This window comes from Mucilaginibacter frigoritolerans, from assembly GCF_007830615.1.
Classification (GTDB): domain Bacteria; phylum Bacteroidota; class Bacteroidia; order Sphingobacteriales; family Sphingobacteriaceae; genus Mucilaginibacter; species Mucilaginibacter frigoritolerans.
The window spans coordinates 106,640-133,425 of the sequence record NZ_VLLI01000007.1; the positions used below are offsets into that span (position 1 = coordinate 106,640).

General features: G+C 41.4%; 27 protein-coding genes and 1 tRNA gene. 19 read left to right on the plus strand and 9 right to left on the minus strand.

Going from position 1 to position 26,786, the window contains the following annotated elements; translation table 11 throughout:
• Positions 1-45: 45 nt before the first annotated feature.
• The 3 genes from JN11_RS12845 (at position 46) to JN11_RS12855 (ending at position 2,277) form a co-directional block, all read left to right on the plus strand.
• Positions 46-615, plus strand: a complete 570-nt coding sequence (locus tag JN11_RS12845; RefSeq protein WP_144913429.1) for an RNA polymerase sigma factor — start codon at positions 46-48, stop codon at positions 613-615.
• Positions 599-1,390 carry a hypothetical protein gene (locus tag JN11_RS12850; RefSeq protein ID WP_144913131.1) on the plus strand — a complete coding sequence of 264 codons (792 nt, stop codon included), beginning with the start codon at positions 599-601 and terminating at the stop codon, positions 1,388-1,390. Before JN11_RS12845 ends, JN11_RS12850 begins: the two co-directional genes overlap by 17 nt.
• Before the next feature lie 62 nt (positions 1,391-1,452).
• Positions 1,453-2,277: an outer membrane beta-barrel protein gene (locus JN11_RS12855; RefSeq protein ID WP_144913133.1), complete on the plus strand. Its 825-nt coding sequence runs from the start codon at positions 1,453-1,455 to the stop codon at positions 2,275-2,277.
• A gap of 508 nt (positions 2,278-2,785) precedes the next feature.
• On the opposite strand, the gene JN11_RS24440 is transcribed toward JN11_RS12855, so the two are convergent.
• Positions 2,786-2,897 (minus strand) — tRNA-Asp (locus JN11_RS24440).
• A gap of 152 nt (positions 2,898-3,049) precedes the next feature.
• Here JN11_RS24440 and JN11_RS12860 point away from each other — a divergent pair.
• Positions 3,050-3,526 (plus strand): Lrp/AsnC ligand binding domain-containing protein, encoded by a 477-nt coding sequence (locus tag JN11_RS12860; protein ID WP_144913134.1) that lies wholly within the window; start codon positions 3,050-3,052, stop codon positions 3,524-3,526.
• A gap of 92 nt (positions 3,527-3,618) precedes the next feature.
• Here JN11_RS12860 and JN11_RS12865 read toward each other — a convergent pair whose 3' ends face one another.
• The 3 genes from JN11_RS12865 to JN11_RS12875 are packed head-to-tail and all read right to left on the minus strand — an operon-like array spanning position 3,619 to position 5,046.
• On the minus strand, positions 3,619-4,524 hold the full coding sequence (locus JN11_RS12865) for a prohibitin family protein (RefSeq protein WP_144913136.1): 906 nt from the start codon (positions 4,522-4,524) through the stop codon (positions 3,619-3,621).
• Between the two features lie 12 nt (positions 4,525-4,536).
• On the minus strand, positions 4,537-4,728 hold the full coding sequence (locus JN11_RS12870) for a DUF6358 family protein (protein ID WP_144913137.1): 192 nt from the start codon (positions 4,726-4,728) through the stop codon (positions 4,537-4,539).
• 3 nt (positions 4,729-4,731) lie between these two features.
• Positions 4,732-5,046, minus strand: a complete 315-nt coding sequence (locus tag JN11_RS12875; protein ID WP_144913139.1) for a rhodanese-like domain-containing protein — start codon at positions 5,044-5,046, stop codon at positions 4,732-4,734.
• 121 nt (positions 5,047-5,167) lie between these two features.
• Here JN11_RS12875 and JN11_RS12880 point away from each other — a divergent pair, with 121 nt between their 5' ends.
• From JN11_RS12880 to JN11_RS12890, 3 genes are all read left to right on the plus strand, one after another.
• Positions 5,168-6,286, plus strand: coding sequence for a DUF4407 domain-containing protein (locus JN11_RS12880; protein ID WP_144913141.1), 1,119 nt, complete (start codon positions 5,168-5,170; stop codon positions 6,284-6,286).
• A 364-nt stretch (positions 6,287-6,650) separates the two neighbouring features.
• Positions 6,651-8,765 (plus strand): prolyl oligopeptidase family serine peptidase, encoded by a 2,115-nt coding sequence (locus JN11_RS12885; protein ID WP_144913142.1) that lies wholly within the window; start codon positions 6,651-6,653, stop codon positions 8,763-8,765.
• Positions 8,766-8,852: 87 nt separating this feature from the next.
• Positions 8,853-9,989, plus strand: a complete 1,137-nt coding sequence (locus JN11_RS12890) for a lactonase family protein (protein WP_144913144.1) — start codon at positions 8,853-8,855, stop codon at positions 9,987-9,989.
• Positions 9,990-10,061: 72 nt separating this feature from the next.
• Here JN11_RS12890 and bshA read toward each other — a convergent pair whose 3' ends face one another.
• Complete coding sequence (bshA, locus tag JN11_RS12895; protein ID WP_144913145.1) at positions 10,062-11,216, minus strand: N-acetyl-alpha-D-glucosaminyl L-malate synthase BshA; 1,155 nt, start codon at positions 11,214-11,216, stop codon at positions 10,062-10,064.
• Between the two features lie 253 nt (positions 11,217-11,469).
• Between bshA and JN11_RS12900 the strand changes: the two genes are divergently transcribed.
• From JN11_RS12900 to JN11_RS12935, 8 genes are read left to right on the plus strand one after another with little or no spacing between them, the layout of a single operon-like run.
• Positions 11,470-12,195, plus strand: a complete 726-nt coding sequence (locus JN11_RS12900) for an SDR family NAD(P)-dependent oxidoreductase (RefSeq protein ID WP_144913147.1) — start codon at positions 11,470-11,472, stop codon at positions 12,193-12,195.
• Positions 12,192-12,785 carry a hypothetical protein gene (locus tag JN11_RS12905; protein WP_144913149.1) on the plus strand — a complete coding sequence of 198 codons (594 nt, stop codon included), beginning with the start codon at positions 12,192-12,194 and terminating at the stop codon, positions 12,783-12,785. The genes JN11_RS12900 and JN11_RS12905 overlap by 4 nt, the downstream gene beginning before the upstream one ends.
• A gap of 5 nt (positions 12,786-12,790) precedes the next feature.
• Positions 12,791-13,060: an acyl carrier protein gene (locus JN11_RS12910; protein ID WP_144913150.1), complete on the plus strand. Its 270-nt coding sequence runs from the start codon at positions 12,791-12,793 to the stop codon at positions 13,058-13,060.
• Between the two features lie 3 nt (positions 13,061-13,063).
• Positions 13,064-14,413: a beta-ketoacyl-[acyl-carrier-protein] synthase family protein gene (locus JN11_RS12915; RefSeq protein ID WP_144913152.1), complete on the plus strand. Its 1,350-nt coding sequence runs from the start codon at positions 13,064-13,066 to the stop codon at positions 14,411-14,413.
• Complete coding sequence (locus JN11_RS12920) at positions 14,414-15,226, plus strand: enoyl-ACP reductase FabI (protein ID WP_144913154.1); 813 nt, start codon at positions 14,414-14,416, stop codon at positions 15,224-15,226.
• Positions 15,216-15,617, plus strand: coding sequence for a holo-ACP synthase (locus tag JN11_RS12925; RefSeq protein ID WP_144913155.1), 402 nt, complete (start codon positions 15,216-15,218; stop codon positions 15,615-15,617). The genes JN11_RS12920 and JN11_RS12925 overlap by 11 nt, the downstream gene beginning before the upstream one ends.
• A gap of 39 nt (positions 15,618-15,656) precedes the next feature.
• A complete protein-coding gene (locus JN11_RS12930) occupies positions 15,657-16,478 on the plus strand; it encodes an alpha/beta fold hydrolase (RefSeq protein WP_144913157.1) in 822 nt (273 codons plus the stop codon).
• Positions 16,475-17,122 (plus strand): 1-acyl-sn-glycerol-3-phosphate acyltransferase, encoded by a 648-nt coding sequence (locus JN11_RS12935; protein ID WP_144913159.1) that lies wholly within the window; start codon positions 16,475-16,477, stop codon positions 17,120-17,122. The genes JN11_RS12930 and JN11_RS12935 overlap by 4 nt, the downstream gene beginning before the upstream one ends.
• A gap of 659 nt (positions 17,123-17,781) precedes the next feature.
• Here JN11_RS12935 and JN11_RS12940 read toward each other — a convergent pair.
• The 4 genes from JN11_RS12940 to JN11_RS12955 all read right to left on the minus strand — a co-directional run bounded on the left by JN11_RS12940 (position 17,782) and on the right by JN11_RS12955 (position 21,757).
• Positions 17,782-18,792 carry a hypothetical protein gene (locus tag JN11_RS12940; RefSeq protein ID WP_144913161.1) on the minus strand — a complete coding sequence of 337 codons (1,011 nt, stop codon included), beginning with the start codon at positions 18,790-18,792 and terminating at the stop codon, positions 17,782-17,784.
• Between the two features lie 194 nt (positions 18,793-18,986).
• Positions 18,987-19,433 (minus strand): DoxX family membrane protein, encoded by a 447-nt coding sequence (locus JN11_RS12945; RefSeq protein WP_144913162.1) that lies wholly within the window; start codon positions 19,431-19,433, stop codon positions 18,987-18,989.
• Between the two features lie 379 nt (positions 19,434-19,812).
• Positions 19,813-21,294, minus strand: a complete 1,482-nt coding sequence (locus JN11_RS12950; RefSeq protein ID WP_144913164.1) for a tetratricopeptide repeat protein — start codon at positions 21,292-21,294, stop codon at positions 19,813-19,815.
• A gap of 85 nt (positions 21,295-21,379) precedes the next feature.
• Positions 21,380-21,757 (minus strand): VOC family protein, encoded by a 378-nt coding sequence (locus JN11_RS12955; RefSeq protein WP_144913165.1) that lies wholly within the window; start codon positions 21,755-21,757, stop codon positions 21,380-21,382.
• A gap of 362 nt (positions 21,758-22,119) precedes the next feature.
• On the opposite strand from JN11_RS12955, the gene aspS reads away from it, so the two are divergent.
• The 4 genes from aspS to hflX all read left to right on the plus strand — a co-directional run bounded on the left by aspS (position 22,120) and on the right by hflX (position 26,766).
• Positions 22,120-23,865 (plus strand): aspartate--tRNA ligase, encoded by a 1,746-nt coding sequence (gene aspS / locus JN11_RS12960; protein ID WP_144913167.1) that lies wholly within the window; start codon positions 22,120-22,122, stop codon positions 23,863-23,865.
• 18 nt (positions 23,866-23,883) lie between these two features.
• Positions 23,884-24,057 (plus strand): hypothetical protein, encoded by a 174-nt coding sequence (locus tag JN11_RS24445; protein WP_170227751.1) that lies wholly within the window; start codon positions 23,884-23,886, stop codon positions 24,055-24,057.
• Positions 24,058-24,162: 105 nt separating this feature from the next.
• Positions 24,163-25,464, plus strand: a complete 1,302-nt coding sequence (locus JN11_RS12965) for an amidohydrolase (RefSeq protein ID WP_144913168.1) — start codon at positions 24,163-24,165, stop codon at positions 25,462-25,464.
• Positions 25,465-25,581: 117 nt separating this feature from the next.
• The gene (gene hflX / locus JN11_RS12970) at positions 25,582-26,766 is read left to right on the plus strand and encodes a GTPase HflX (protein WP_144913170.1); all 1,185 of its coding nucleotides are present in this window, start codon (positions 25,582-25,584) and stop codon (positions 26,764-26,766) included.
• Positions 26,767-26,786: the final 20 nt, after the last annotated feature.

Sequence of the window (26,786 nt, forward strand, 5' to 3'; positions counted from 1 at the left end):
ACGCATGCAACCATTTCTATTCCCTTTACATCTTACTTTTAAATGATGTTTTTGGAACACAAGTACACAACAGACGAACTGATTAAACGATGCAAAGCCGGTGAGCGCAAAGCACAGGAATTGCTGTATAAACAGTTTGCTTCCAAAATGCTTGGTGTATGCTGCAGATACGCAACCGACAGGATGGAGGCCGAAGACATGTTACAAAACGGCTTCATTAAGGTTTTTCAAAAAATGGGGGATTATAGAGGCGAAGGATCATTTGAAGGATGGGTAAGGCGTATTATGGTACACAGCTCTATTGAATATTACCGTAAAAATCATAAAATGATGCAGGTGGTTGAGCTGGATGATGCACATAACGAAGTATCAACCAATCCTTTGGCTATGGCAAAATTAGCTGCAAATGAATTATTACTTTTAATTCAGCAACTATCGCCGGGATATCGGATGGTGTTTAACCTTTATGCTATTGAAGGTTATTCGCACAAGGAAATTGCCGTGATGATTGGCATTACCGAAGGGGCATCAAAATCACAGCTATCAAGAGCGAGGACTGTGCTAAAGGAACAGATTATAAAATTGGAGGGAAAACAATATGGATATGCAGGATAAAGAACTCGACGAATTATTTAGCTCAAAGCTGGATAATTTTGAGGTACAGCCATCGGCACAGGTATGGGATAATATTTCTGCCGGCTTAACTGATAAAAAACGTAAAAAGAGCCTTATCCCTTTCTTAAGCGTTGCTGCAAGTATTACTGTTTTGGTTACCGCCTATGTCTTGTTTATCCCTCAAAAACAAAACACCGGTACACATCCCGGTAAAAATACTTTTGCCGGAACAAAAACAAATATTAAAAACACACCGGCAAATATTTTACAGGCAGATACAAATAAACCAGCAATAACAAGCACATCAGCAGTTTATGCAAAAGTAAATACGAAGTATAATAGTCATCCTTCAAAAACAATAAGAGTTGTTCATTTAAATGAAGATTATACTGTTGATACTGTAAAAACCATTAATACTACAGATAAACCAATATATGCTGAGGTAAGCCAGAGACAAACAGATGCCATTAAAGCTATAGTGCCTGATGAAAATATACCCTTACAATCGGCCGAAACACCTGCCTTGGATACAAAGCATGCGCTGGCAATGCAAGTATTACCGGTTAACAATAAACAAGAGACCCGATCTGTAAAGAAAAAGCACCGGATGAATACCTTTGGAGATATGATGAATGCCGTAATAGCCAAGATTGATAAAAGACAAAATAAGTTTATTGAATTTTCAAATACCGATGGCGATGAAGCAACCATTACCAGTGTAAACCTGGGTATAGTAAAAATAAAGAAAGAGGAAAAGGTTGATCAGGTAAATTAATCAACCCTTATCCAGCTTATTACAAACAAAATAACTAACTCAAAAAACAAATACTCCATAATATGAAACGAATATTATTTACCCTGATTCTAGGGCTGGCTACCCATATGCTTTTTGCGGAGGGCAATAGGGCCGATACCTCAAAAAAAGATAGCATAAAAACAAAAAAAGGAGCAATCATTAAATTTGGCTATGGCGATGATGCTTCGCAGATTAATATCAACAGAAATGAAGACACAACGGTACACCATAATTCGGCCTATCCACATTTCTCTTTTGGAATAACCATAGCAAGGCTCGATCTGGGCTTGGCAACACTAATGGATAATGGAAGTTTTACTTTAAAGCCGCAAAACCAGTTTCTGCGTTACCGTTCATGGAAAACCAGTAATGCGGGCTTTGATGTATTTCAGTTTGGCGCCCGCTTCAGCGATTCGTTCAAATTATATTTAGCGGCCGGTTTCGATTGGACAAATATCCGCCTGCGTGATGATATTACCATTTTGCCGCATCAGCCATCGCTGTCTTATGTAACCAGCAACTTAACACTGAGCAAAAATCGTTTTACTTCAAGCTACCTGCGCTTACCGCTTTCCTTTGATTTCAGAACGAAAGAAGATGCCGATGGCAACAGGTTCCATTTTGTAATTGGCCCCGAAGCTGGTTTCCTGTTAACTGCAAGTGTTAAACAGGTTAGTACGGAGGATGGTACAAAGAAGGTTAATGACACTTATAATTATGCAACCTTCAGGTATGGTGCAGTTGCCCGTATCGGTTACGGCGCTTGGGGCATATATGCCAAGTATTACTTTAACAATATGTTTGAGAATAGCCCCGATCAAAACGGTCTGCATGATTTTGCATTCGGTATAATGCTCGGTTTTTAGCCATCTACCTTGTCCCACGAAATACATGACACAAACGAAACACACAGGGACGACAGAATCAACATCGCCTAAAAACCAGAAAACTAGCCTTAATTATGGGCCATGCTGGGACAAAATGGGCTAAAAAATGCGACATGCGCGTGCTTCAGCGCGCAAATATAGCCCACAAAAAAGGGTCCTGGCGATAAAGCCAGGACCCTTTTTTATAAATGTCACCATCACAAATAAAAACCCTTATATACAAGCAAAGCCCCTGATGGGCAGGGGCCTTTGCTAACCAATTATAAACCTAAATTATGAGAAGAGCTGTAGGAGAAGGAGTCGAACCTTCACGAAGTGGTTATTCTTATTGCTAAGAGTTTCCCAGAATCTTCGCCACCGCGACAAGGAGGTGTGTCTGCCAAAAATTTCACCATCCTACATTCTGTTTAGTCTTGAGTGGTAATCTTAAGTCTTTATCAAAATCTGGTTAGGGATTCTGGACTTAAGACTACTTACTAAAAACTAGCTGTTGGGGAAGGATTCGAACCTTCACAGAGTGGTTAGCCCGCTTCGGGTTTTCCATGGTCTCCGCCACCGGGACAAGGAGGTGTGTCTGCCTAAAATTTCACCACCCAACAATGTTTTGTATTTTAAAAGAACGGTAAGCTTTGGTCAATTGCTTGATACAAATCTAACAGGACTATCAATTTGTTGCAAATATTTCAATAGAATATTTTTATTTTTATCAGATTTTAATTATTCTTGTATATAAATAAAATTTTTCGAATTTATGTCCCACAGAAAAGCTCAAAATTTAGAAATTGATAATCTGGATATCCAGATTTTATCAATATTGATGAAAAATGCTACTACTCCATACACCGAGATAGCAAAAGAGTTGATCGTTTCCGGCGGAACTATACACGTAAGGATGAAAAAGTTGGAAGAGATGGGCGTGATAAAAGGTGCCAGCCTGGAAGTTGATCCTCAGAAGTTAGGTTATGACATTACCGCTTTCCTGGGAATATTCCTGGAGAAAGGCTCACAATACAATGAGGCGGTAAAACAATTAAAAACAGTTAAAGAAATTGTTGAACTGCATTACACAACAGGCAGCTACAGCATCTTTGCCAAAATTGTATGTCATGACACCACTCACCTGCGTGAAGTACTGAATGAACAGATACAAGGTGTAAAAGGGATTCAAAGAACAGAAACCTTTATCTCATTAGAAGAAAGCATTAGAAGACAAATTACCCTGGAGTAATTTTATTCCCAGAACCGGCCTTAAACAGAAAATGATCTTCTTAAACCAATAGCGTTTAAGAAGATCACCAGACTAATTCTAAAAATTACGTTTTACTTATCGCTCAGCATTATAGGGCTGCCTTTTCCGCCACCCATTATAATTATTTTGGTATTGGGCGATAAAGCTATTTCTTTTTGAGCCAGAATGCTCTGATACTGTAACTGCTTGTCGGTTAAGCCGGTTGAAAGTATTTTCTGATAATCTGCTATACCTTGCGCTTCCACTCGTTTACGGTCAGCCTCCTGGCGTTCTTTCTGCAATACAAACTGCATTTTCTGTGCATCCTGCTCAGCCTGAATTTTTGATTCTATACTTGCACGAACAGTAGCTGGCAAAGTGATGTTACGCACCAAAATTTGCTGTATCTCCAAGCCATTTTTTGCGAAATTATCGCTAATGGTTTTATTGATCTTGTATTGAAACTCCTCGCGTTTGCTTGAGTACAAATCTACAGCCTGATAATTAACCGCATTATCGCGGATAGCGGTACGGGTAACAGGACGTACAATTTTATCTTCATAATTAACCCCTATATTTTGCAAAATATAAGGCGCTTTTGAAGGATTTATTTTGTACAATACTGAAAGATCGATAGTAACTTCTAATCCGTCAGATGACAAAACACGTATCGCATCGTCGCCTTCTACCTGGCCTTCGTTGCTTTTGGCACTCATGGTATAGTTTTCAGTTTGTATGCTGAAGGTGGTTACCTCAACCAAAGGGTTAATAACATGTAAACCGCTTTCCAGTACTTCATCCTGTACTTTACCGAAAAGTACTTGTACACCTACCTTGCCTGGGTCAATAACTTTAAAGGCTGATGTTAACAGGCCGATTACAATTACGGCTATACCTACTAAATTAACAGTACCGGCAAGGCGGTTACCCGGTTCGGGCGAGCGTTTGAGCACTATACCCACTACGAGTATAATGATCCCTAAAATTGCAATAAGCATGTTGGGTTGGGGTTATGGTTTTTTTTGTGCGTTTCTGATATCTTTTAAGATCCTGATCTTAAGATATACAAAGATAGCGATAATTAATGCCGCACTTACAATATATCCGTAGTGATGCTGCACAATACCATATTGATAACCAACAATAAGACTTAAAAATATGCCTATGTTATATAAAACATTGGGTAAAACCTTTTTCCACATGGCTTAGTATACGTTAATGGTTGGATCAACTTCTGCTGCCCATGCTAAAATACCGCCTTTTAGGTTGGCTAAATTAGTGAAACCATGTTGCTCCAATTGCATAATAGCTGCTGCACTGCGTTTTCCGCTGCGGCACATTACTACAACAGGTTTGGTTTTATCTATCTTTTCAACCTCAATTAAAATGCCGCCAAGGGGTATAAGAGTACCGCCAAGATTCGACATTTCATATTCAAAATCTTCTCTAACATCAATCAGTTGAAAATCTTCGCCTTTATCTAATTTTTCTTTTAGTTCCTGTACGCTAATTTCTTTCATGTTCAAATATAAATATTTTTCAAAGGTAGAGTTATCATACAAATATTTAGGTCTATATTTTGTAACAATCAATAACTAAGTGCGTTTATATTATGTTTGCAACATTGTTAGTTAGATATTGATGAAGAAAATAACACGCTTTTTTTGGTTCTGCTCAGGAGCACACGTTGGCACATTAAAAAAATACCCTTTAGAACATAATAAATATGTAGGTATTGGGGCAACCATATTTTTCACCGCATTATTTGCGTCGCTATCTGGCGGCTACGCCATGTATTTTGTTTTTAGCGGAAATGATTTTGCAGTAGTATTTGCCATTCTGTTTGGTTTGCTGTGGGGTACGGCCATATTTAACATGGATCGCTACATCGTATCAAGTATTGATAAACAAGGCTCAACCAATCAGCAGATATTACAGGCATCTCCCCGGATATTATTAGCTATTATGATAGGGATAGTAATATCGAGGCCATTGGAGCTGAAAATATTTGATAAAGAGATCCGTCAGAAGTTAAAAACATCTTACCTGAAGGGCCAGCACAGAAAAATTGACACCCTGCAAAAAACATACGGACAAAAGTATGCTATGGAGCTGGGTAAAACTGTAGATCTTAAAAAGGAAAAAGACTCGCTTGAAAAAGATATTAATCGCTCCAGGTATCAGTTAAACCAGGAAGTTTTTGGTGATAAATCCAATCAAACATCCGGAATTGTTGGTTATGGCACTTATGCCAAGCAAAAGCAGGCTGTATTGGAGGAAAAAGAAAACCGCCTTAAAACCGTAACTGAAGACGAGGGCAAAATGGATCAGTACCTGAGTGCCCGCAAAGATTATGAAGGTTTAAACAGCATCCGCCTTTTCAGCGATCATCAATTGGACAGCTTGTCGAACGTAGCCGGTTTTTCGGACCGGAACTGGGCACTGGGACAATTATCATACAACGAAAACGGAACACGCGACCTGGATACTTATCTAGCCGAATCATTTATCAGCTACCTGTTTATTTTATTTGAATGCTTACCGGTATTTGTAAAGCTGATGTCACCTAAAGGCCCATATGATGTAGCCGTAGCCAAACTTTCAGAAGCCGACATCCATTATGCCGAGCGCGATAAAGAGCGCAACATCACCGTAACCGATAGCGTATACGACCATCACCTGGATAGTGAAATTGATAAGCAAAAAAAGATCATCACCGGACAATCTGACTATGACCTGGAACGGCATAGCTACGATTAATCCGGAATAAAATTTCGCTTTAGATCCAAACTGCTGCATTGAGGACAAGGTGATTAAATTAAGAAAACAAACCTTCTCTCACCCTCTTTGCCGCTTGCGGCAGAGAGGGTGAACGAGCGAAGCAACGTTCGGGTGAGTCCACTCTACTAGCGGCATTAACGTGAATGCATTGGCGTATCGACTCATCCTGACGTTCTCCGCCTTTAGGCGGATGGTCGACCTTCTCTCAGGCAAGCCGTAAAGAAGGTAATCTTAGCAGTTGAAAAAAATCATTCTTAAGTTAATTAAATTATCCGGCGGAACTCGGCTTTTTTGCCTTTATCTCAAAAAGATTATATTAGCAAAACCAACCCACAATTGCAAAATGAAATATTATACCTGTTTATCAGCAGCTGTATTAGTTTGCAGCTTCGCCCATGCACAACAAATGAACACAAAGAAATTATCGTACCCTGCAACTAAAAAAGTTGACACCGTAAATACCTATTTTGGCACCACCGTGCCTGATCCTTACAGCTGGCTGGAAAACGACCGAGCTGACGACACCAAAGAATGGGTGAAGGAAGAAAATAAAGTTACGCAGGATTATCTGTCCCAAATTCCATATCGTGATGCCATGCATACACGCCTGCAACAATTATGGAATTACGAAAAATACAGTGCACCGTTTAAAGAAGGCAAATACACCTATTTTTATAAGAACGATGGCTTACAGAATCAATCTGTTTTATGGCGGCAGGAAGGTGATGGCACGCCTGAGATATTTCTTGACCCTAATAAATTCTCAACAGATGGTACCACCTCTTTGCAAGGCATCAGCTTTACAAAGGATGGCAGCATGGCAGCCTACCAGCTATCAGAAGGCGGCAGCGACTGGCGCAAGGTTATTATTATAAAAACCGCAGATAAAAGTATGATTGGCGATACCCTTACTGATATAAAATTCAGCGGTATAGCCTGGCACGGCAATGAAGGTTTTTATTACAGCAGCTATGATAAACCCAAAACCGGCTCACAATTATCCGGACTGACGCAATTTCATAAATTGTTTTATCACCAGTTAGGCACAACCCAGCATACTGATAAATTAATTTTCGGAGGCGAAGAAACACAACGCCGTTATATTGGCGCTTACTTAACCGAAGATGAACGCTTCCTGGTGATCTCTGCTGCCAATACCACTACCGGTAATGAGTTGTACCTGCAAGATCTGAGTTTGCCTGATAGCAAAATTGTTAAAGTGGTTGACAATTTTGACAACGAACATACCATTCTGGATAACGTAGGCAGTAAGCTGTATATCTTAACCAACCTGTACTCGCCCAACTTTAAAATTGTAACGGTTGATGCTGCAAATCCACAACCCATACACTGGAAAGATTTGATCCCAACTACCACCAACGTTTTAACAGCTTCAACCGGGGGAGGTAAAATCTTTGCTGAATACTTGAAAGATGCTACCTCGCTGGTACTCCAATATGATATGGACGGAAAACTGGAGCGTACCATTACCCTGCCTTCGGTAGGTTCGGCAGGTGGTTTCGGTGCTAAAAAACAAGAAAAGGAAACTTATTATACCTTCACCAATTACGTTTATCCGCCAACTATTTTTAAGTATGATATTGCAACCGGCGTATCTACGGTTTACAAAAAATCAGGAGTTCAATTTGATCCGTCGCTGTATGAGAGCAAGCAGGTGTTTTATGCCTCCAAAGATGGCACCAAAATACCGATGATTATCACCTACAAAAAGGGCATGGTATTAAATGGGCACAACCCAACATTATTGTATGCCTATGGAGGTTTCGGCATCAGCCTTACGCCTGCATTTAGTACCAGCAACATTATGCTGCTGGAGCATGGTGGTATTTATGCCGTACCTAACCTGCGCGGTGGTGGCGAGTACGGTGAAAAATGGCATAAAGCAGGCATAAAAATGAAGAAGCAAAATGTGTTTGATGATTTTATTGCCGCTGCCGAATACCTCATTAAACATAAATATACATCTAAAGATTACCTTGCCATTTCAGGCGGCTCTAACGGAGGGCTACTGATTGGAGCCGTTATGACCCAACGTCCTGACCTATGTAAAGTAGCTTTACCGGCCGTGGGTGTATTGGACATGCTGCGTTACAACCAGTTTACTGCAGGTGCAGGATGGAGCTATGATTACGGTACTGCCGAAGATTCAAAAGAAATGTTTGACTACCTGTATAAATATTCGCCGTACCATGCTTTAAAACCAGCCAGTTACCCGGCTACGATGGTTACTACTGCCGATCATGATGACCGTGTAGTACCTGCACATTCATTTAAGTTTGCTGCCCGCCTGCAGGAATACCAGCAAGGCCCTGCCCCGGTAATTATCCGCATTGAAACCAAGGCGGGCCATGGTGCAGGCCAAAGTACAGAACAAGTAATAAGTGGTCAGGTTGATAAATGGGCGTTTATGTTCTGGAATATGGGCATCACTTTTTAATAACAGCTATTGTAAAAGGTTAGTGTTAACATTAACCTTTTACCTGATAATTATTATCTTGCATGCGTAACCAATTCATCTTTCAAAATGAGAAAATTCCTGGTAATTATTTCGCTGCTGTTCCCGGTAGCTATTTACGCACAGCATAAAAAAACAGGCCCTTCGAGCTATGATTTGCTGATAGGCACCTATACCAAAGGTAAAAGCAAAGGCATTTATGTTTATCGTTTCTACGTTCAATCGGGCCATATGGCTTTTTTAAATGAGATTGACGGAGTAGATAATCCATCATACCTTACTGTTTCAAATGATAATAAATTTGTTTACGCAGTAAATGAAATCGGTAAAAACGGAGAAGTTAGCGCCTTTACTTTCGATCCAAAACAAGGAAAACTGGCGTTTATCAACAAACAACCATCGGGCGGTGCAGATCCTTGCTACATTTCAGAAGACAAGGACCAGCAAAATGTATTTATAGCCAATTACAGCAGCGGCACAATGGCCGTTTTACCTGTAAATAAAGATGGCTCCCTGAAACCGGCATCACAAATAGTGAAGGATGAAGGTCATGGCGTAAACAAAGACAGGCAGGAAGGTCCGCATGTGCATATTGCGCAGTTATCGCCCGATGAAAAATATCTTCTATACAGCGATTTGGGTACCGATAAATTGAACATCATGCGGTATCATGCGTCACACCCACAGCCGTTAACCCCTGCTTCACCTGCTTTTGTAAGTGTGAAAGATGGTGAGGGGCCACGTCACATCGTTTTTTCGAACGATAAAAAATATGTTTACCTCGTAACCGAAATGGGATCGGCAGTACATGTTTTTGATTATGACAATGGCAAACTGAAAGAAAAACAATCCATAACCCTGCTTGCTGACGGCTTTAAAGGACAAACCGCAGGTGCAGCCATCCATATCTCGCCAGATGGTAAATTCCTTTATGCTTCAAACCGTTTAGAAACCAATGAAATCAGTGTATTTGCAATTGATCAGGAAACGGGTACATTAACATTTGTACAGCGCACATCAACAGAAGGCAAAAACCCACGCGATTTCGCTATTGATCCATCAGGCAGTTTCATGGTGGTAGCGAACCAGGATAGTGATAGTATTTTTGTTTACAAGATTGATAAAGCTTCCGGCAGAATATATAGGATTTCTGTAGCCATAGAAATTGGCAATCCGGTTTGCTTAAAATTTACGCCTGCTGAGTAGGCAAGCGGATTAAAAAGTATTAAAGCACAAAGTTAAAGGCAATTAAAACACCTTCGGCTTTGTGCTTTTTATTTACATTTTACAGCTTAAAGCTTTTTCCTTGCAACGTTCTATTACTTCAATATAATAGCTTTCGTAAATAGGCAGTATGTTAGCCAGGTCGAACTCTTTGGCACGGGCAAGTGCGTTTTCTTTAAATTGCTGCAAGCGGGCCTCATCTTCCAAAATATAAATCGCTTTTTCGGCCATTCCGTCAACGTCACCAACATCTTTCAAAAACCCGGTTACGCCTTCAACATTCAGCTCTGGCAAACCACCGGCATTTGTACTGATAACAGGCACCTTGCAAGCCATTGCTTCCAACGCTGCCAAGCCAAAGCTTTCTGATTCTGATGGCATTAAAAACAAGTCGGATACGGATAGTATTTCTTCAATAGCATCCTGTTTCCCTAAAAAGCGCACATTTTCCCAAACATCCAGATCACGGCATAGCTGCTCACAATAAGAACGTTCGCCGCCATCGCCCACCATCAGTAATTTTGAAGGGATGGTTTTAACTAGCTGGGCAAAAATCTTCACCACATCCTGCGTACGCTTTACCTTGCGGAAGTTGGAGGTATGTACAATTATTTTTTCACCGAAAGGAGCAATCGCTTTTTTAAAGTGATCTTTAGCTTTCAGACTGAAACGGGTAAGATCAATAAAGTTAGGAATCACCCTGATATCGTTCTCAATCTCAAAAAAGCTATAGGTGTCATTCCTCAAATGTTCTGATACAGCTGTTACCCCGTCAGATTTATTGATAGAAAAAGTAACTACCGGCTTAAAGGTACGGTCGCGACCTACCAGCGTAATATCGGTACCATGCAGGGTGGTAACCACCGGTATATAAATACCATAGGTCATTAATATTTGTTTAGCCATAAATGCTGCCGAAGCATGTGGTATGGCGTAATGAACATGTAAAACATCCAGCTTTTCAAATCGCACTACATCAACCAAACGACTGGCCAAAGCAAGCTCATATGGCGGAAAATCAAAAAGCGGATAGTTGGATACAGATACCTCGTGATAAAATAAATTTTCGGAAAAAAGATCTAACCGGGCAGGCTGATTATAAGTTACAAAATGTACCTGGTGCCCACGGTCTGCAAGGGCTTTGCCCAGTTCAGTTGCAACAACCCCGCTACCTCCAAAAGTTGGGTAACAAACTATTCCGATCTTCATTTATAACGATTGTTTAAATTGAGAATGAAACCTAAAGGCGTCTCTCACGCGCCCTTTTTGTGTTTAAGTTTCATCGCTGCAAGTTTAACAGCAATTTATGGCAATAGTGTTAAACATATGTAAAATGATTGATGGGCATTTACAATTTATCAAATTTATAATTATTGCAAAACCCTAAACAATAGTTACTTACAAGTTAACTATTTAAATTTATTAAATTGCACTGAAATAGTTAGTTTTGAACATCGCCCTGATGGAAAAAAAAAAGGTATTAATAACCGGTGCCAGTAAAGGTTTAGGCCTGGCCATTTCGAAAAAGTTATCTTCAACTTATGAATTGATATTGCATGCCTCAAAAGAAGAGAGTTTTACTTCTGTTGAGCCAGGCAGCCATCTGTTATGTGCCGATTTTTCGGACCCTGAACAACTGGCTAATTTCTGCAAGCAACTGAAAAAACAACACGGTGAAACCCTTTACGCGGTAATTAACAATGCCGGGGTAACTTATGATAAGCCCTTGAATTTTCAGCCGGAGCGGGAGATTGATGCCATGCTGAACGTAAATCTGCGGGCACCCATCATGATTTGTAAAACCGCCATGAAGATTTTCGGTTTATATGGTCGCGGTGTGATTATTAATATCAGTTCGGTTGTTGGCGAAAGCGGCAATGCATTTCAATCGGTTTACGCAGCAACCAAGGCCGGTCTTACGGCACTTACCCGGTCGCTGGCGCAGGAAGCTGCGGCATTGAATGAAAGCGATCATAACATCAGGGTGCTGAGTGTATCGCCTGGTTTTGTGGAAACGGATATGACAGCAGGTATTCCCGATGCTATAAAAGAAAAATATCTGCATATGATCCCCGCAAAACGATTTGGCAAGGTTGATGATATTGCCGATGCAATTGAATTTCTGATATCGGATAAAGCTTCATATATTAACGGGACAAATATCCATATCAATGGCGGCCTATTATGATAACCGATAAAGAAACCTATTTAAATATCATTCAAAATGGTAATCTTGTTGGTGTACCACCCGAGCAAATGCTACTGCATGGCCCAACAAAAAGATACGTAGATAAATATCTGTGGCATTCGCCCAATAAAGGGATTGTAACCAGGTATTCGCCTACCGAAAGAGATGTAGAAGATCACTTCGGCATTTTCAGAGGGGTTGACCAGGTAGAGGCTTTTGCACAGGCAAGTACGGTATCGTGCGCCACTTTTTTGGAATGCCGTAAACTAAACTGTACCCCGGCAGAGTTAAAGGAAATGTTTATCCCGGCTTTTATAAGTATTGGTAACGTTAACTTTTATAACTACCTGGAGTATGGCGATACCTTTGTCTGTTTAGGCAATATCACCTTTTATAAATGGAGGCAGATGGCTTGCAACGGCCGTATTTATAAAGTACCGAAAGGCATTAACCCTGATGATTATTTTAGTGATTTTACAGAGGAAAGATTATTAAAATATGATATTAGCAAAGATTTTATCCAGGTAGCCGAACTGTTTGACATTACCGGCCGAGCTATAAAAATTGAACTTTTTAAAAAACCCGAATAATTAATATGGAAAGACAAGAAATACTTGATGGTTTAATTGAGGTATTGAAAACGATAAGAACAATTGATCCGGAAAGATTGGTTGGCGTAACCGAAGAAACAGATTTTTTAACCGACTTAAGTACACCATCAACTGAGTTAATCAATATTGCTGCAAAGGTGGAACACAAATTCGATATTGAGTTTGATGATGATGATATAGACCACATGGGTTCAAAAGTTAAAGACATTATCGACCTGATCATTATGGTTAAGGCTCGTGGCGAAAATGAATAATTTATGCAGGTAGCAGGCAGAAAAGTAGCGGTTGTAGGCATGGGCGGAGCTTTCCCGGCCTGTAAAGATTTGAATGAGTTTGATCAGAAGCTGTTTACCAATCAAAGCCTGGTAAGGCAGTGGGATCTGGCCGTTCAATACGAAAAACAGATCCGCTCAACAGTATCGGGCTACATCACCGAAGCAGAGATGGGTCTTGAAGCAGTTTGGGCGCCTATTACTGAAAAATATCCGGAAACCTATATTGATACCTTGGGCCGTATACCTGATGCTAACCTGTCGACAGCTGATATGGGCAGCATTTGGGCCATGCTTGGCGCACAGGAGGCCACTACAATGGCCGGCTGGACCAAAGCCGAAATAGAATCGGAACAAACCGGTGTGGTAGTAGGATCAGGCGGTGCAGGCAACCAGATACTGAGGGTAGCCTGGCATTACTTTTTCCAGATGGGTAAAAAGGCACGTATTGCCGGTGCCCATACGGTTGATCGTAGTATGTCATACCGCGAGGCTGCTAATATTTCCTGTCTGCTTAAAACAAAAGGGGTATGTGAATCTATTACCTCCGCCTGTGCAACAGGTTTGGGTAATATAGGTCATGCTTATCGCTTAATAAAATTCGGCTTACAGGATAGGGCCATTGCTGGTGGGGTTGAAGGCACTGCTTTAGAAACCTTTATTGGCTTTGATGGCATGATGATACTGAGCAAAGGCTTTAGTCCTGCGGAAAGTTCACGACCATTTGATATCCACCGCAATGGTTTTGTATGCTCATTCGGTGCTGGTATTGTGGCTTTGGAAGAATACGAAATGGCTAAAGCACGTGGCGCTAATATTATTGGAGTGATTAATGAATACTTTAATAATTCTGATGGTGATGGCGATATGTTTTATCCATCATTTGCCGGGCAGCAAAGACTTTGGAAAGGTTTGTTGCCTGATAAAGGCTTAAGACCCGATGTAGTAAAAATGCATGGTACATCTACCCCGGTTGGCGACTCGGTGGAGTTATTAAGCGTAGTGGATGCTTTGGGCGATGAAGGTTACCACATGTCGGCACCAAAATCACAATTTGGGCACATGCTGGGTGGAGCTGGTTCTGTTGAGTTGATTACCGCTTTGCTGATGCTGAAAAACCAGCAGGTATTGCCATGCCTCAACTCCGAAACGCTGAACCCTGAGCTGGAAGGCTTCCAGAAAAATGAAAACTGGACAGGGCCCGATAAACCATTGGCTGCTTACCGTCACCTGGTTCCGCAGAAGGCATTTGCCAAAGAAATTAACCGGATAGCCTGCTTAAACTATGGCTTCGGTGGCACCAATAGCGCTATGCTGGTTTCAAGAGATATTTAAATGATTGATAATAAAAATAAAATAGCGGTAATTTTTGGCGTTCGGAACGAAAGCTCCATCGCTTATGATATTGCTGTAAAACTGCACCAGTCGGGTTGCAAAGTAGCCTTGAGTTACGTTGCTGAAACCAAGGACGAGGTATTACACCTGATGCAGAAAAATGGCATGGACGCCCGTCTTTCAGCCGAGGTTGATGTGCGCAATGAGCTGGAGATAACCGCCTTTATGCAGATGGTGTATGAGGAAGCCGGACCGATTGATTATGTGTTGCATGGCGTGGCTTTCGGTACCCAATCCGTAATGTGCTACAGTTTGCCAGGCAGCGATCTGCCGGCACCGTCTTATATCGATATTCCGTTTGAGGACCTGATGGATTCATTCAACATCAGTGCTTATTCGTTATTGCGCATTAGCAGGGTGGCTAAGCCTCTGCTGGCTAAAAATGCATCTATCTTAACCCTTACCTATAATGCATCGCAAAGGGTATTTCCGGGTTATGCAGGCATGGCCATTAACAAGGCTGCGTTAGAAAACATTATGCTTTACCTGGCCAGTGATTTCAGGGATCAGGGTGTTAGGGTGAATGCCATATCCGCAGGCTTAGTAATGACCACTTCATCGGGCGGTATTTTAGGGGTACGCAAATTGCGTAAAATAGGCAAGTTTACCGCACCACTGGGTAATATTGTTGCAAGCGATGTGGGTGATGCTGCGCTTTACTATTTTTCAGATCTATCTAAAAAAGTAACCGGCAATATTCACTTTGTTGATGGCGGCTTTAACATTATGGGGCTAGGCGTTGATGGAGAATGAAATTTTAAAATCGCTGGATGAACTGGTAGCGGCCACCAATTGTACCGTTGGCAACGACCTGGTTTTTATCCCTGATTTTAAAGCTTCGTTTAATGAACTCTTCAAAAACAAAGTTTATACTCCTGCCGAAATAGCCTATTGCAATCAGTTTGATAATGCTATTCTGCATTATGCATCCACCTGGGCGGCAAAGGAAGCTGTTTACAAAGCCATTAAGCAGGTAGATACAGCAACCCTGGGCTGGAAAAAAATAGAGATCATCCGTCAAAAAGCAGGTGGTAAGCCGCAGGTTATCGTCCACCAAAATCCCGATAGGTTTAAAATCAGCCTAAGCATTTCGCACGATGGTGATTACGCCTGGGCCATTGCTTTAATTGATACCAACGTTTAGCACGTTCAGGCATAACCGCTTCAAAGAATTTGAACTTAAATGACCGACCATTACTTCGAAAATCAACTGGTTAAACTGCACTATTACCAATTTGGTGGTGGACCGCAAGCCATGTTGTGTTTTCACGGTTATGGTATGCACGGCAAGCAATTTAAGCTGCTGGAAACTACCCTCGGCGAAAAATACACCTTTTATGGGTTCGACCTTTTTTTTCATAAAGAAACCAAACTGCATGATCAAAGTATCACGGCTGTAAAAAAGGGAATCAGCAAAGAAGCATTGGCTGATCTGATTACCGAATTTTGCGCGTATAAAAACATCAGCCGTTTTTCGGTTATCGGTTACTCTATGGGTACCCATTATGCCACCGCCATTACGGAACAGTTATCGCCTTTAATTGATGAATACATCATAGCGGCGCCATCTGCCCTTGAGCCGGGGGCGCTCATTACCTTTTTCAGCAAAAATAAAACGGGCAATAAAATACTGGAGAAACTGGCCCTGCACAAAAGCTTCCTGCTTAAAGCATTAAAATTGTTTAAACGGGTAAGGGCCATTGATGCCGAAGCCTACCAAATTCTGTTTAACGAAATTGCCACTGCCGAACTCCGCTTTAACTTTTACGCCTGCTTCACCTATCTGCGGTTTTTAGAAACCAATGAGGATAGGTTATTACAGGCCCTGCAACAGCAAAACATTAAAAGCATTTTTATATTTGGTAAAAAAGACAAAGCCTTCCCACCGGGTATTGGCAAAGCGTTTATCGCGAAGCTAAAACAGGCAGAGGTTGTTGTTTTAAATGAGGGGCATGAAATGATTAAAAAAGATTTCGCTACCCGCTTAACCGGTTTACTGTTATGATTATTAAGGCAAAACCTCTTCCTTTTACGCTAATTAAGTGGAGCTCGCTTATCCTGATCTGGTTTTTCAGGAAGCGCTTTAATAAAATGGTGCTCAATGAAATTGATATAAAACCGGACCATTCCTACCTGTTAATGAGTAATCATTTTGGTTTTCTGGATGGTTTTTTTGCTCATTATTTATGCTTTAAGCTCCTCAACAAAAAGCAAAACATAAAAGGGATTTACGCCATGTCGGTAAAAAAGCAGATGGAGAAAAACTGGTTCCTGAAATACTTCGGTTCTTTTTCTGTTGATCCCGGCAAACGCTCTGTCGGCGAAAGTTTGGACTATGCGGCTTCTTTGCTCAACACTCCTGGTAACATCCTGATCTATTACCCGCAAGGCAACCTCGAATCGAGCCATATCCGTCATATTGAGTTTAAAGATGGCGTGTATGAGATCATAACCCGCACCACCGGCAATTGCCAGCTCATTTGGAACAGTGTACTGCTCGAATACTTTGAAAGCACCAAACCATCAGCGTACATGAATCTGCTGGATTGTGGTACCAACCATCATTTCGATTTTGAAACCCTGAAGCAAAACGTAAATCAGCATCACCAACAGGCCATGAAAAAGCTGGTGAGGTTTACCGTGGAGTGATGGTTAGCGTTTGTCCGTCCGCTTCCAGATACGGTTACCTCCGGACGAACGGACAAAAGAATTATAATAATTTTTTTTCAACCCTCTTTCCGCGCAGCGAAGAGAGGGTGATCCAGCGCAGCGTAGATCGGGTGAGTAGATCTGCGAGCGGCATCAACGTAAATGCATTGGCGTTTTGACTCACCCCGACGTTGCTTCGCTCGTCGCCCTCTCTTCACCTTCGGTGGAAAGAGGGGAAGAAGAAACACATCTACTGACAAACTAGTGTCACCATTTATTTCAATTACTTGCTTTATTTTTGTATTGAACACCATCCCGCAGGGCATTAACCCTATCAATCTTGTCCGTTCGTCCGCATAGCATCGGCCCCGGACAAGCGGACAAAACAATCAACATAATATATACAGTTTCCTGGTTGCTCAGTGAAAGCTAATCTCTTAAGAAAGGGGTTAAGAGGGAGTATTTTTCAATTTTTAAATTTAAACTTTATAATCTTTCATCCTTTCTTGCGCTCGTTTACAACGAGTGCTTAATATGGCAGTGCGATTGTATCGCACATTAGCAAATAGTAAGATTGGCTAAGCTGAAAATAGTGCTGTTTACGTTACAAACGTAAAACCACGTTAAGCACTCGTCATAGTCGAGCGCAAGAAAAGTGCTTACTGAATAGCTATCTCATTGCTCCAAATCTTATTAAAGCGTACATATTCTCTAGGCCAAATCCATTTACCTGGATCCTTTAACAAACTCATGCTTATCCTATACCGGCTACCGCTCTTTATATTGGGTTGATAATCGATATTCAAATTTCTTTTATATTCTTTATAAGGTGCAATGGTTATAAGATCTGGAATGTTTTTGTCGCAAGCCCAGCCCGATATACCAATTCCCCTAACATTTGTATCAAAAAAAATATACCACGAACATGTCATGGTATAAAATCTGAGCGTATCATTACTGTTATTATGCAAAACCAATGGTACCGTAACTGCTTTAGCTTTTTTCGATTTGTTGTTTTCCCTTGCTATTATGGTATCCCGCGGCACACTAATTTTGGCATTTTCTACTGTTAGCGTATATAATTTTCGGTCGTTATCGGTAAGCAAATAAATATCTTTATCGGGTAAAATAGATTTTTCTTTTTCAACTCGAATTTCAAAGTCTTTTTTCGTCAAATAATTTTGATGATTGCTGTTATAATGCAATAAGATTGAATCAGATAAGTTGCCATACAATAGTTGCTTACCTGGCTTACCCTCATCGCCACCCCATTTGTAAAGATTCATATTAACAGGTATCGAACCATCTCCGCTGGGGGCCTTATCCATTATTAAGTACAATGTCATTTTCTGTGACCTGTGTGGTGGAAGCACTGTTTTTAAATACCCACTTTGATGACAAACGTCATTCGCTAAATGAAAATAGGGATTGCTCCTCATTGAAAAAAGTAAGTTATAACAGTCAGCTCCCCGGTAATAAAGCGTATCATTCGAATTGTTATTTAGATAAACCTGAATAGTAATGTAATTTTTGCCATCAAATGAAGCAAAACCACCCCCATCATCAACAACAATGTTATACAACGATTTGGGTTGTTGAGCTGATGCTATATTTATAAGATTGGTGATGAGGACTATAACAATGACAGCACTTTTAAATATCTTTCTCATGGTTTAGGCATTTTTTAAATATCAATTTGAAATTATGCGTTTATAAACGTAGCATAAAATCGTTAAAGATCAGGTTTCTGAAAAACAAAAATCTTCCGGTTTAATCCTTGCAAAGCGGCAACAGTTTGTCCGCTTGTCCTACCCCTACCACTCCGGACGGCCGGACAAAATAACAAATCAATAACGTTATTTGGTTATACCTTTTTACCTGCTAAATAATTATCAATGCTCCACTGGTAACGGTTAAGGCCCGAGAGTACTAAGCTTGCACCGGTAAACACAAAAACGGGGTAACTGAATGGTGCATTAAGGCTTACAAATACAGCCATACTCAACCCAAAGCAAAGCGTTAAAATGGCAGCGCCCAGGGCAACCCATTTTATTTTTAGCCCGATAATGAGGCACAGGCCAAATAATGCTTCGGCAATGGTTGCTATAAGGCCTGCAAAATTGGCAAGGCTACGGTTCAAAAAAGGCAGCAGCGTACTGGTATAGTCAATAAAGTGCTTCCAGTCGCCCCATGAAACGCCGTGGCTTCCCGGCGCACCAAGCCAACCCAACCTATCCATCACCACTATTAAAAATATACTCCCCATAGCTATTCTTAAAAATAACTGGGCCACTCCTGATGAATTTTTCATGTTTGCTACAATTAAATTGGCTGTAATGGTTGGTTTTCGCTTTAAGGTTACGGTTGAGCCAAACGCTTAATCTATTTCGCAACTAAGATAAAAAATTGGACAGGGGATAGAAAACATGCATCAACATTTGTTATTGCGATGACGATTGGTTTATGGAGCAATTGGGGGTACTAATCTTGTCCGGTCGTCCGGAGGTACCGCTACTCAGAACGGACGGACAAAATAAAAAAGCGTCATTGCGAAGAATGAAGCAATCTCTAAACTATACAGATCAGGGAGATAAAAGCTTGTTAAATGAAATAATGCCGTGCTGTTGATTGTCCTCTGTAGAGATGGCTTCGTTCCTCGCCAAGACGACGGGGGAAATAATCACCCACCCTTACTTCCCAATCCTCTTTAACCCCGCTTTGGCATCGTTATCAATATCATTCTGATATTCGTGATCTTTCATCTCCAGGGCCTGGTGGTAGTAATCGGCGGCTTTGGTATAATCGCGTTTTTCTTCAAAAATACGGCCTATGCTTACCGCTGCGTTGGCGGCATAATAGTATCTGGTTGCCTTGCCATTGTTAATGGCCCTTTGGTAGGCCGAAAGCGCTTCATTGGGTTTGTCGGTGCGTTCGTAAATCCTGCCCAGGCGGTAATAGTATTCTGTTTTGTCTCTTATCAGTGCAAAGCTGTTTACCTCTCTGCCATTCAGCTGATTCAAAGCTTTGCTATAATATCCCCCATCATAATAAAACCGGGCCTTTAACAGGTCCAGGTCCGGTTTGGTATCATTGGCTTCGCGCAGGGCTTGTTTGTCTTTTTCATCAGTGGCATAACCCTTGGTTTGGGCCAGTTTTACATAAGCTTCGTATTTTGAGGCATCGTTTTGCAGCAGGTAGTAATAACCCATCTTTAAATAGGCATCCTTAATATAACTGGTACCTTTAAATTCACGTACATAAGCATTCAAAAACATGGGGGTATCCTCATCCATGCGGTTCAGCTTGGCACAGCCCAAAAGATAATTGATCATAGGCAGGCTCACGTACTCGTTGGACTTTGGCCTCGCTTCCAGAAAAGCAATAGCATCATCATTATGTGCCGATTTGGAAGCCACATAACCCTGCAAAAAAGATTTCAGCAGACTATTGTTTTCCATACCCGATAGATAGGTGATTAACTTTGGATAGGCGCCATAATTGTGCAATGCGTCAATATTTATATTGCATAAAAAGAAGATCACCTCATCATTATAAAAGCTGTATTTGGTTTTGGGCAGCGTGGTACGCAGCTCTTCCAGTTGTTTTACGCCTGCCTGTACATTACCGTTCATCCCCAAAAAACGGGTGACGCTTCTAAAGTTAGCAGGTATGGAACCGAAGATCACATTTACCAGGGCCAGGCTTTTCTGGTTTGGTAAAAAATCAGGATACTTTTCAGCATTATCCTTCAGCAAACCATTGGCCTTTTTAGCATCAAAGCCCGATGATACATAATCGCCAAACTTAGCCTTTAAGAAAGACCATTGCAGGTATACCTCTGCCTGTGCAAACAGGTAATAAGGCGAATTGCTGTCATTATCCTCCAGTAAAGACAACCGCTTAGCCTTGTTGTCCTTCAGTCGTTCATAGTCTGCTTTGTTTTCGGAGGCCAGTAAGCCAAAATAATCTATGTAATTATCCAGCAATACGGTAATACCATTCTGCGGATTTTGTTGTTTTTCCTTTTGGATCAGTTGCCGGGCTTCGTTCAGCCTTAAACTCATAATGGCCCTGTAGGCGTCAACACAATTGGCATCATAATTAAAATTTGCGTGGGCCTTAAGCTGTATAAGCAAGAATAGAAAAACAAAAAGCAGGAGTTTTTTTATCATGAACGAAGAAGAATTTCGAATTTTTAAATCCGGATTTATTTCAATTAGCAAATGTAAAACTTAAACCGGTAAACCATCCCGGAAATCACACCGAAGTGATCCACCAGGTATTGCCAAAAGCATCATTTATTCCTGCGCTGCGGCCATAGCTTTGGTCGGCAGGTTCCATTTTGGTTGTAGCCCCATTTGCCAGTGCCTTTGCATAAACCTGGTCACAATCGTCAACATAAACGAATAATCCGGCGGGTTGTTTTGTGTATTGTTCAGTTGCATCTGCCAGCATAATTACACTATCGCCAATTTTTACTTCGGCATGCATTATCAGCTTTTCATCGCGCATAGCTTTATAACGTTCTTCGGCACCAAAAACGCTTTTGGTAAATTCAATAAATGCAGCAGCATCCGCAACAATCAGGTAAGGCATCAACTGTGGATAGCCTTCGGGGATATTTACTTTTTTCATGATGTTTTTTATTTTTATTATCAGCCTAAAAAAATAAAATTGACAGCAGCGTGGTATACTATTATATTTCAGCGGTTTGCATTGGTTAGTAAATATAAAATTAAATGATGGGGTTTGAAAATTGTTTTCTTTTTGAAGGAAGAGCCCCTCTAAACGGCGAAGCCCTCATGAATGCCATAAAGAAAAAATGATAGCTATGAATAATCTCCCCCGGTTGGGGAGACTTTAGCTTCGACCACTTTTTTTAAGTCCTCCCTACCGGGGAGGATTTAGGTGGGGCTATGTGATTATTCCCTTCCTTTATTAAATCTTTCACCTTTCGACTCAAAAATGTACTTTTGCAAACTTTACAAATCAGTACCATGCTCAGAACACATACTTGCGGCGAATTAAATATCAGCCATTTAGGTAAAACGGTTACATTATGCGGTTGGGTGCAAAAATCACGCGACCTTGGCGGAACAACTTTTATTGATGTTCGCGACCGTTACGGTTTAACCCAGCTGATCTTTAACACCGATTCGGACGCTACCCTGCGCGAAAAAAGCCGTGGCCTTGGTCGTGAGTTTGTGATAAAAGTTACCGGTACCGTAATTGAGCGTACCAGCAAAAACGCAAAGCTTTCTACCGGCGAAATTGAGATCGAAGTAACCGATATTGAGGTACTAAACCCATCAAAAATTCCTCCGTTTATGATTGAGGATGAAACTGATGGTGGCGAAGAGCTTCGCGCCAAATACCGTTACCTGGATCTGCGCCGTAACCCTATCCGCAACAACCTGATGCTGCGCCACAAAATGGCACAGGAAGTACGTAAATATCTGGACGGATTAAACTTCATCGAGGTAGAAACCCCGGTGCTGATTAAATCAACCCCCGAAGGTGCTCGCGACTTTGTGGTACCAAGCCGCATGAATCCTGGTGAGTTTTACGCTTTGCCACAATCGCCCCAAACCTTTAAACAATTGCTGATGGTAAGCGGGTTCGACCGTTACTTCCAGATTGTAAAATGTTTCAGGGATGAGGATTTACGTGCTGATCGTCAGCCTGAATTCACCCAGATAGATTGTGAGCTTTCTTACATTGAGCAGGAAGATATCTTAAACATTTTTGAGGGCTTAACCCGCCATCTGTTCAAAACCATAAAAGGGATTGATCTGCATAACTTCCCGCGTATGCAATATGCCGATGCTATGCGTTTATATGGATCCGATAAACCTGATATCCGTTTCGGGATGCAGTTTGTTGAACTGAACGATATTGTAAAAGGAAAAGGCTTTGGCATTTTTGATAATGCCGAGCTGGTAGTAGGTATCAACGCTAAAGGTTGTGCCGAATATACCCGCAAGCAAATTGATGAGTTAACCGAATGGTTAAAGCGCCCTCAAATTGGTGTTACCGGCATGATCTATTGCCGTTACAATACCGATGGTACATTAAAATCATCAGTTGATAAGTTTTATAACGAAGATGACCTAACCAACTGGGCAGCAGCATTTGAAGCCGAACCGGGCGATATCATGTTTGTATTAGCCGGACAAGCCGACAAAGTACGCAAGCAATTAAACGAGCTTCGCCTGGAAATGGGAACCCGTTTAGGCTTACGCGATAAAAACACCTTTGCACCGCTTTGGGTACTGGACTTCCCGCTGTTGGAGTGGGACGAAGAATCGGGCCGTTACCATGCCATGCACCACCCGTTCACCTCACCAAAACCTGAGGATATTGCCTTGCTGGATACCGCACCAGGCGATGTACGTGCCAATGCTTACGACTTAGTGCTTAATGGTTCGGAAATTGGCGGTGGTTCTATCCGTATTCATGACCGCACATTACAGGCGTTGATGTTTAAGCATTTAGGCTTTTCGCCTGAAGAGGCACAAAAGCAATTCGGCTTCCTGATGGATGCCTTTGAATATGGTGCACCACCACATGGCGGTTTAGCATTAGGCTTCGACCGCTTGTGTTCGATCTTTGCAGGCTTGGATTCAATCCGTGATGTGATTGCATTCCCTAAAAATAATTCTGGTCGCGATGTGATGATTGATACCCCATCAACCATTGCCGAAACGCAGATGAATGAGTTAAAAATCAAAACAGTTTTATAACAAAATATCCATAAATAGATGTCAGCTGCAATTGTATCAGGCAAGTCAGAAAAAGATTTTCAGCTGTTGGTTTCCATCGCTGAAAAAATGGGGTTATCTATTACCCTGGTTTCTGATGATGATTTGGAAACCTTGAATAAGGCTAAATCTAAAAAAGAAAATGAGGCAAGCGAAGTAGCCGAGCTGGTATAAAACGCACATAAGGCGTTAATTCTGCTCAATACATCAATACAAAAAGGATGGTTTTTCAAAAAGCCATCCTTCTTTTTTTTATATTAGGGGGATAAAACCCTTAGCATGAAGAAACTATACCTACTATTACTTTGCACTGCTGCTTTACCGGCATTTTCTCAAACGTCATCACTAAGAGCACAAATCAGCAAAAAAGCCGATTCTATTCAAACCCAGGTTATAGCCTGGCGCCGCGATTTTCACGAACATCCCGAGCTGGGGAACCATGAGTTCCGTACCGCGGCCATTATTGCCAAGCACCTGCAATCGCTGGGTCTGGAAGTAAAAACAGGTATAGCCACTACCGGTGTGGTAGGCATATTAAAAGGCGGCAAACCCGGCCCGGTAATAGCGCTTCGTTCAGAAATGGATGCCTTGCCCGTTACCGAGCATACCAACGTTCCATTTGCATCAAAGGTAACAACCATGTACCACGGGCAGGAAGTGGGTGTAATGCATGCCTGCGGCCATGATTCGCACATGGCAATGTTAATGGCAACAGCAGAAATACTCACCTCCATGAAAAGTGAACTGCATGGAACCGTAAAATTTATTTTTCAACCAGCCGAAGAGGGCCTTGATCCCGGTGAGGTTGGCGGAGCCGAAGAAATGGTAAAAGAAGGTGTTTTAGAAAACCCTAAAGTAGATGCCATTTTTGGGATGCATATTTTTTCTTATCTGCCTGTGGGTACAATTACCTATCGGCCAGGTGGCGCTATGGCCAGTGTAAATAGTGTGCAAATTGTAATTAAGGGTAAATCAACCCACGGTGCAGCGCCATGGGGAGGGATAGATCCTATTGTTATATCGGCACAAATTATCAACAGCTTGCAAACTATTGTTAGCCGCAATATTAACATCACCCAAAACCCAGCCATAGTAACCATTGGTTCAATAAAGGCAGGCAACCGCTTTAATATCATACCAGATTCGGCGGTGTTGCTGGGCACTTTACGGGCCTTTACTAATGCCGATGAAAAATTACTGATTCAGCGTGTTAACGATATAGCCACCAAAACAGCCGAGGCTCAGGGAGCCGTTGCGCATATTACTTATTCAACCCATTACCCGGTTACCTATAACAATCCGGAGCTGACTGCCAAAATGCTGCCATCTTTACAACAAACCACGGGCGTAGCCAATACAAAGCTTGCAGATCCGGTTACTGGTGCCGAAGATTTTAGCTTTTATGGCCAAAAAGTACCCGCTCTTTTCATCTTTTTAGGAGGATTGCCAAAAGGTGGCGACCCACTGACTGCCCCGGTAAACCACTCCTCTGATTTTTATATTGATGAAAGTGCATTTCCGCTGGGAGTTAAAGCCATGTGTAACTTAACTTTAGATTATATGGCGATGAATAGTAAATAACATATTACCTTTGTAAACGCCTTCTTATTGAACTATTATTAAACACAGCAATAAGCGGGCGTATATTAAATACCAGCCAGGCAGTAGTTTGGCATTTCCATTGTTAATTCATTTTTAATGAAGCAAAAATTTTATGATACTGCTGTGAAGCAGGAACGTGCTGTTTTAGTGGGCGTAATAACCCAGGGCGAAACAGATGAACAGGCAAAAGAATATTTAGAAGAATTAGAGTTTCTGGTAGCTACGGCAGGTGCTGAAACGGTAAAGAACTTTACCCAAAAATTGCAGAAACCTGATAGGGCCACTTTCGTGGGATCGGGCAGGCTGGAAGATATCAAAGCTTTTGTAACCGCCGAAGAAATTGATATGGTAGTTTTTGATGATGAGCTTACCCCTTCACAACTGCGTAATATTGAAAACGAACTACAGGTAAAAATCCTTGATCGCAATAACCTGATACTGGATATATTTGCCGGTCGTGCACAAACGGCACAGGCAAAAACACAGGTAGAGCTGGCCCAGTTACAATACCTATTACCACGATTAACCCGCTTATGGACCCACTTAGAGCGCCAGAAGGGTGGTATCGGTATGCGTGGACCAGGTGAATCGCAGATTGAAACTGACCGTCGTTTAATCCTCAACAAAATATCATTATTGAAGGATAAATTAAAAAACATAGACAGGCAGAACGAAACACAGCGTAAAAATCGCCAGCAAATGGTGCGTGTGGCACTGGTGGGTTATACCAACGTAGGGAAATCAACCATCATGAACATGCTTTCAAAATCTGAAGTATTTGCCGAGAATAAATTGTTTGCCACGCTAGATACTACCGTACGCAAAGTGGTGATTGATAATGTACCTTTCCTGTTATCAGATACCGTAGGGTTTATCCGTAAACTGCCTCACCAATTGGTTGAATGTTTTAAATCTACGTTGGATGAAGTTCGCGAAGCAGATATTTTGATCCATGTGGTTGATATTTCTCACCCTAACTTTGAAGATCAGATCCACACCGTAAATGAAACATTAAAAGAAATAGGTGCTATTGATAAACGCGTAATTACCGTTTTCAATAAGATTGATGCCTTTGAGCCCGAACATCACGGCATTGAAGAGCAGACTGAACCCATTACCCTGCACGATTTTAAAAACAGCTGGATGGCTAAAAACAACAGTCCCGCTTTATTTATATCGGCTACTAAAAAAGAAAATGTTGATGATTTCAGATCATTGCTTTACGAAGAAGTAAAAGCAATCCATACCGAGCGGTATCCTTATGATCATTTGTTATATTAAATAAAAAGGAGGGCATTACC

Excerpts from the sequence above, each read along its gene's own strand:
- JN11_RS12845 (WP_144913429.1), top strand. The coding sequence starts at position 46 with ATGTTTTTGGAACACAAGTACACAACAGACGAACTGATTAAACGATGC.
- JN11_RS12850 (WP_144913131.1), top strand. The coding sequence starts at position 599 with ATGGATATGCAGGATAAAGAACTCGACGAATTATTTAGCTCAAAGCTG.
- JN11_RS12855 (WP_144913133.1), top strand. The coding sequence starts at position 1,453 with ATGAAACGAATATTATTTACCCTGATTCTAGGGCTGGCTACCCATATG.
- JN11_RS12860 (WP_144913134.1), top strand. The coding sequence starts at position 3,050 with ATGTCCCACAGAAAAGCTCAAAATTTAGAAATTGATAATCTGGATATC.
- JN11_RS12865 (WP_144913136.1), bottom strand. The coding sequence starts at position 4,524 with ATGCTTATTGCAATTTTAGGGATCATTATACTCGTAGTGGGTATAGTG.
- JN11_RS12870 (WP_144913137.1), bottom strand. The coding sequence starts at position 4,728 with ATGTGGAAAAAGGTTTTACCCAATGTTTTATATAACATAGGCATATTT.
- JN11_RS12875 (WP_144913139.1), bottom strand. The coding sequence starts at position 5,046 with ATGAAAGAAATTAGCGTACAGGAACTAAAAGAAAAATTAGATAAAGGC.
- JN11_RS12880 (WP_144913141.1), top strand. The coding sequence starts at position 5,168 with ATGAAGAAAATAACACGCTTTTTTTGGTTCTGCTCAGGAGCACACGTT.
- JN11_RS12885 (WP_144913142.1), top strand. The coding sequence starts at position 6,651 with ATGAAATATTATACCTGTTTATCAGCAGCTGTATTAGTTTGCAGCTTC.
- JN11_RS12890 (WP_144913144.1), top strand. The coding sequence starts at position 8,853 with ATGAGAAAATTCCTGGTAATTATTTCGCTGCTGTTCCCGGTAGCTATT.
- bshA (WP_144913145.1), bottom strand. The coding sequence starts at position 11,216 with ATGAAGATCGGAATAGTTTGTTACCCAACTTTTGGAGGTAGCGGGGTT.
- JN11_RS12900 (WP_144913147.1), top strand. The coding sequence starts at position 11,470 with ATGGAAAAAAAAAAGGTATTAATAACCGGTGCCAGTAAAGGTTTAGGC.
- JN11_RS12905 (WP_144913149.1), top strand. The coding sequence starts at position 12,192 with ATGATAACCGATAAAGAAACCTATTTAAATATCATTCAAAATGGTAAT.
- JN11_RS12910 (WP_144913150.1), top strand. The coding sequence starts at position 12,791 with ATGGAAAGACAAGAAATACTTGATGGTTTAATTGAGGTATTGAAAACG.
- JN11_RS12915 (WP_144913152.1), top strand. The coding sequence starts at position 13,064 with ATGCAGGTAGCAGGCAGAAAAGTAGCGGTTGTAGGCATGGGCGGAGCT.
- JN11_RS12920 (WP_144913154.1), top strand. The coding sequence starts at position 14,414 with ATGATTGATAATAAAAATAAAATAGCGGTAATTTTTGGCGTTCGGAAC.
- JN11_RS12925 (WP_144913155.1), top strand. The coding sequence starts at position 15,216 with ATGGAGAATGAAATTTTAAAATCGCTGGATGAACTGGTAGCGGCCACC.
- JN11_RS12930 (WP_144913157.1), top strand. The coding sequence starts at position 15,657 with ATGACCGACCATTACTTCGAAAATCAACTGGTTAAACTGCACTATTAC.
- JN11_RS12935 (WP_144913159.1), top strand. The coding sequence starts at position 16,475 with ATGATTATTAAGGCAAAACCTCTTCCTTTTACGCTAATTAAGTGGAGC.
- JN11_RS12940 (WP_144913161.1), bottom strand. The coding sequence starts at position 18,792 with ATGAGAAAGATATTTAAAAGTGCTGTCATTGTTATAGTCCTCATCACC.
- JN11_RS12945 (WP_144913162.1), bottom strand. The coding sequence starts at position 19,433 with ATGAAAAATTCATCAGGAGTGGCCCAGTTATTTTTAAGAATAGCTATG.
- JN11_RS12950 (WP_144913164.1), bottom strand. The coding sequence starts at position 21,294 with ATGATAAAAAAACTCCTGCTTTTTGTTTTTCTATTCTTGCTTATACAG.
- JN11_RS12955 (WP_144913165.1), bottom strand. The coding sequence starts at position 21,757 with ATGAAAAAAGTAAATATCCCCGAAGGCTATCCACAGTTGATGCCTTAC.
- aspS (WP_144913167.1), top strand. The coding sequence starts at position 22,120 with ATGCTCAGAACACATACTTGCGGCGAATTAAATATCAGCCATTTAGGT.
- JN11_RS24445 (WP_170227751.1), top strand. The coding sequence starts at position 23,884 with ATGTCAGCTGCAATTGTATCAGGCAAGTCAGAAAAAGATTTTCAGCTG.
- JN11_RS12965 (WP_144913168.1), top strand. The coding sequence starts at position 24,163 with ATGAAGAAACTATACCTACTATTACTTTGCACTGCTGCTTTACCGGCA.
- hflX (WP_144913170.1), top strand. The coding sequence starts at position 25,582 with ATGAAGCAAAAATTTTATGATACTGCTGTGAAGCAGGAACGTGCTGTT.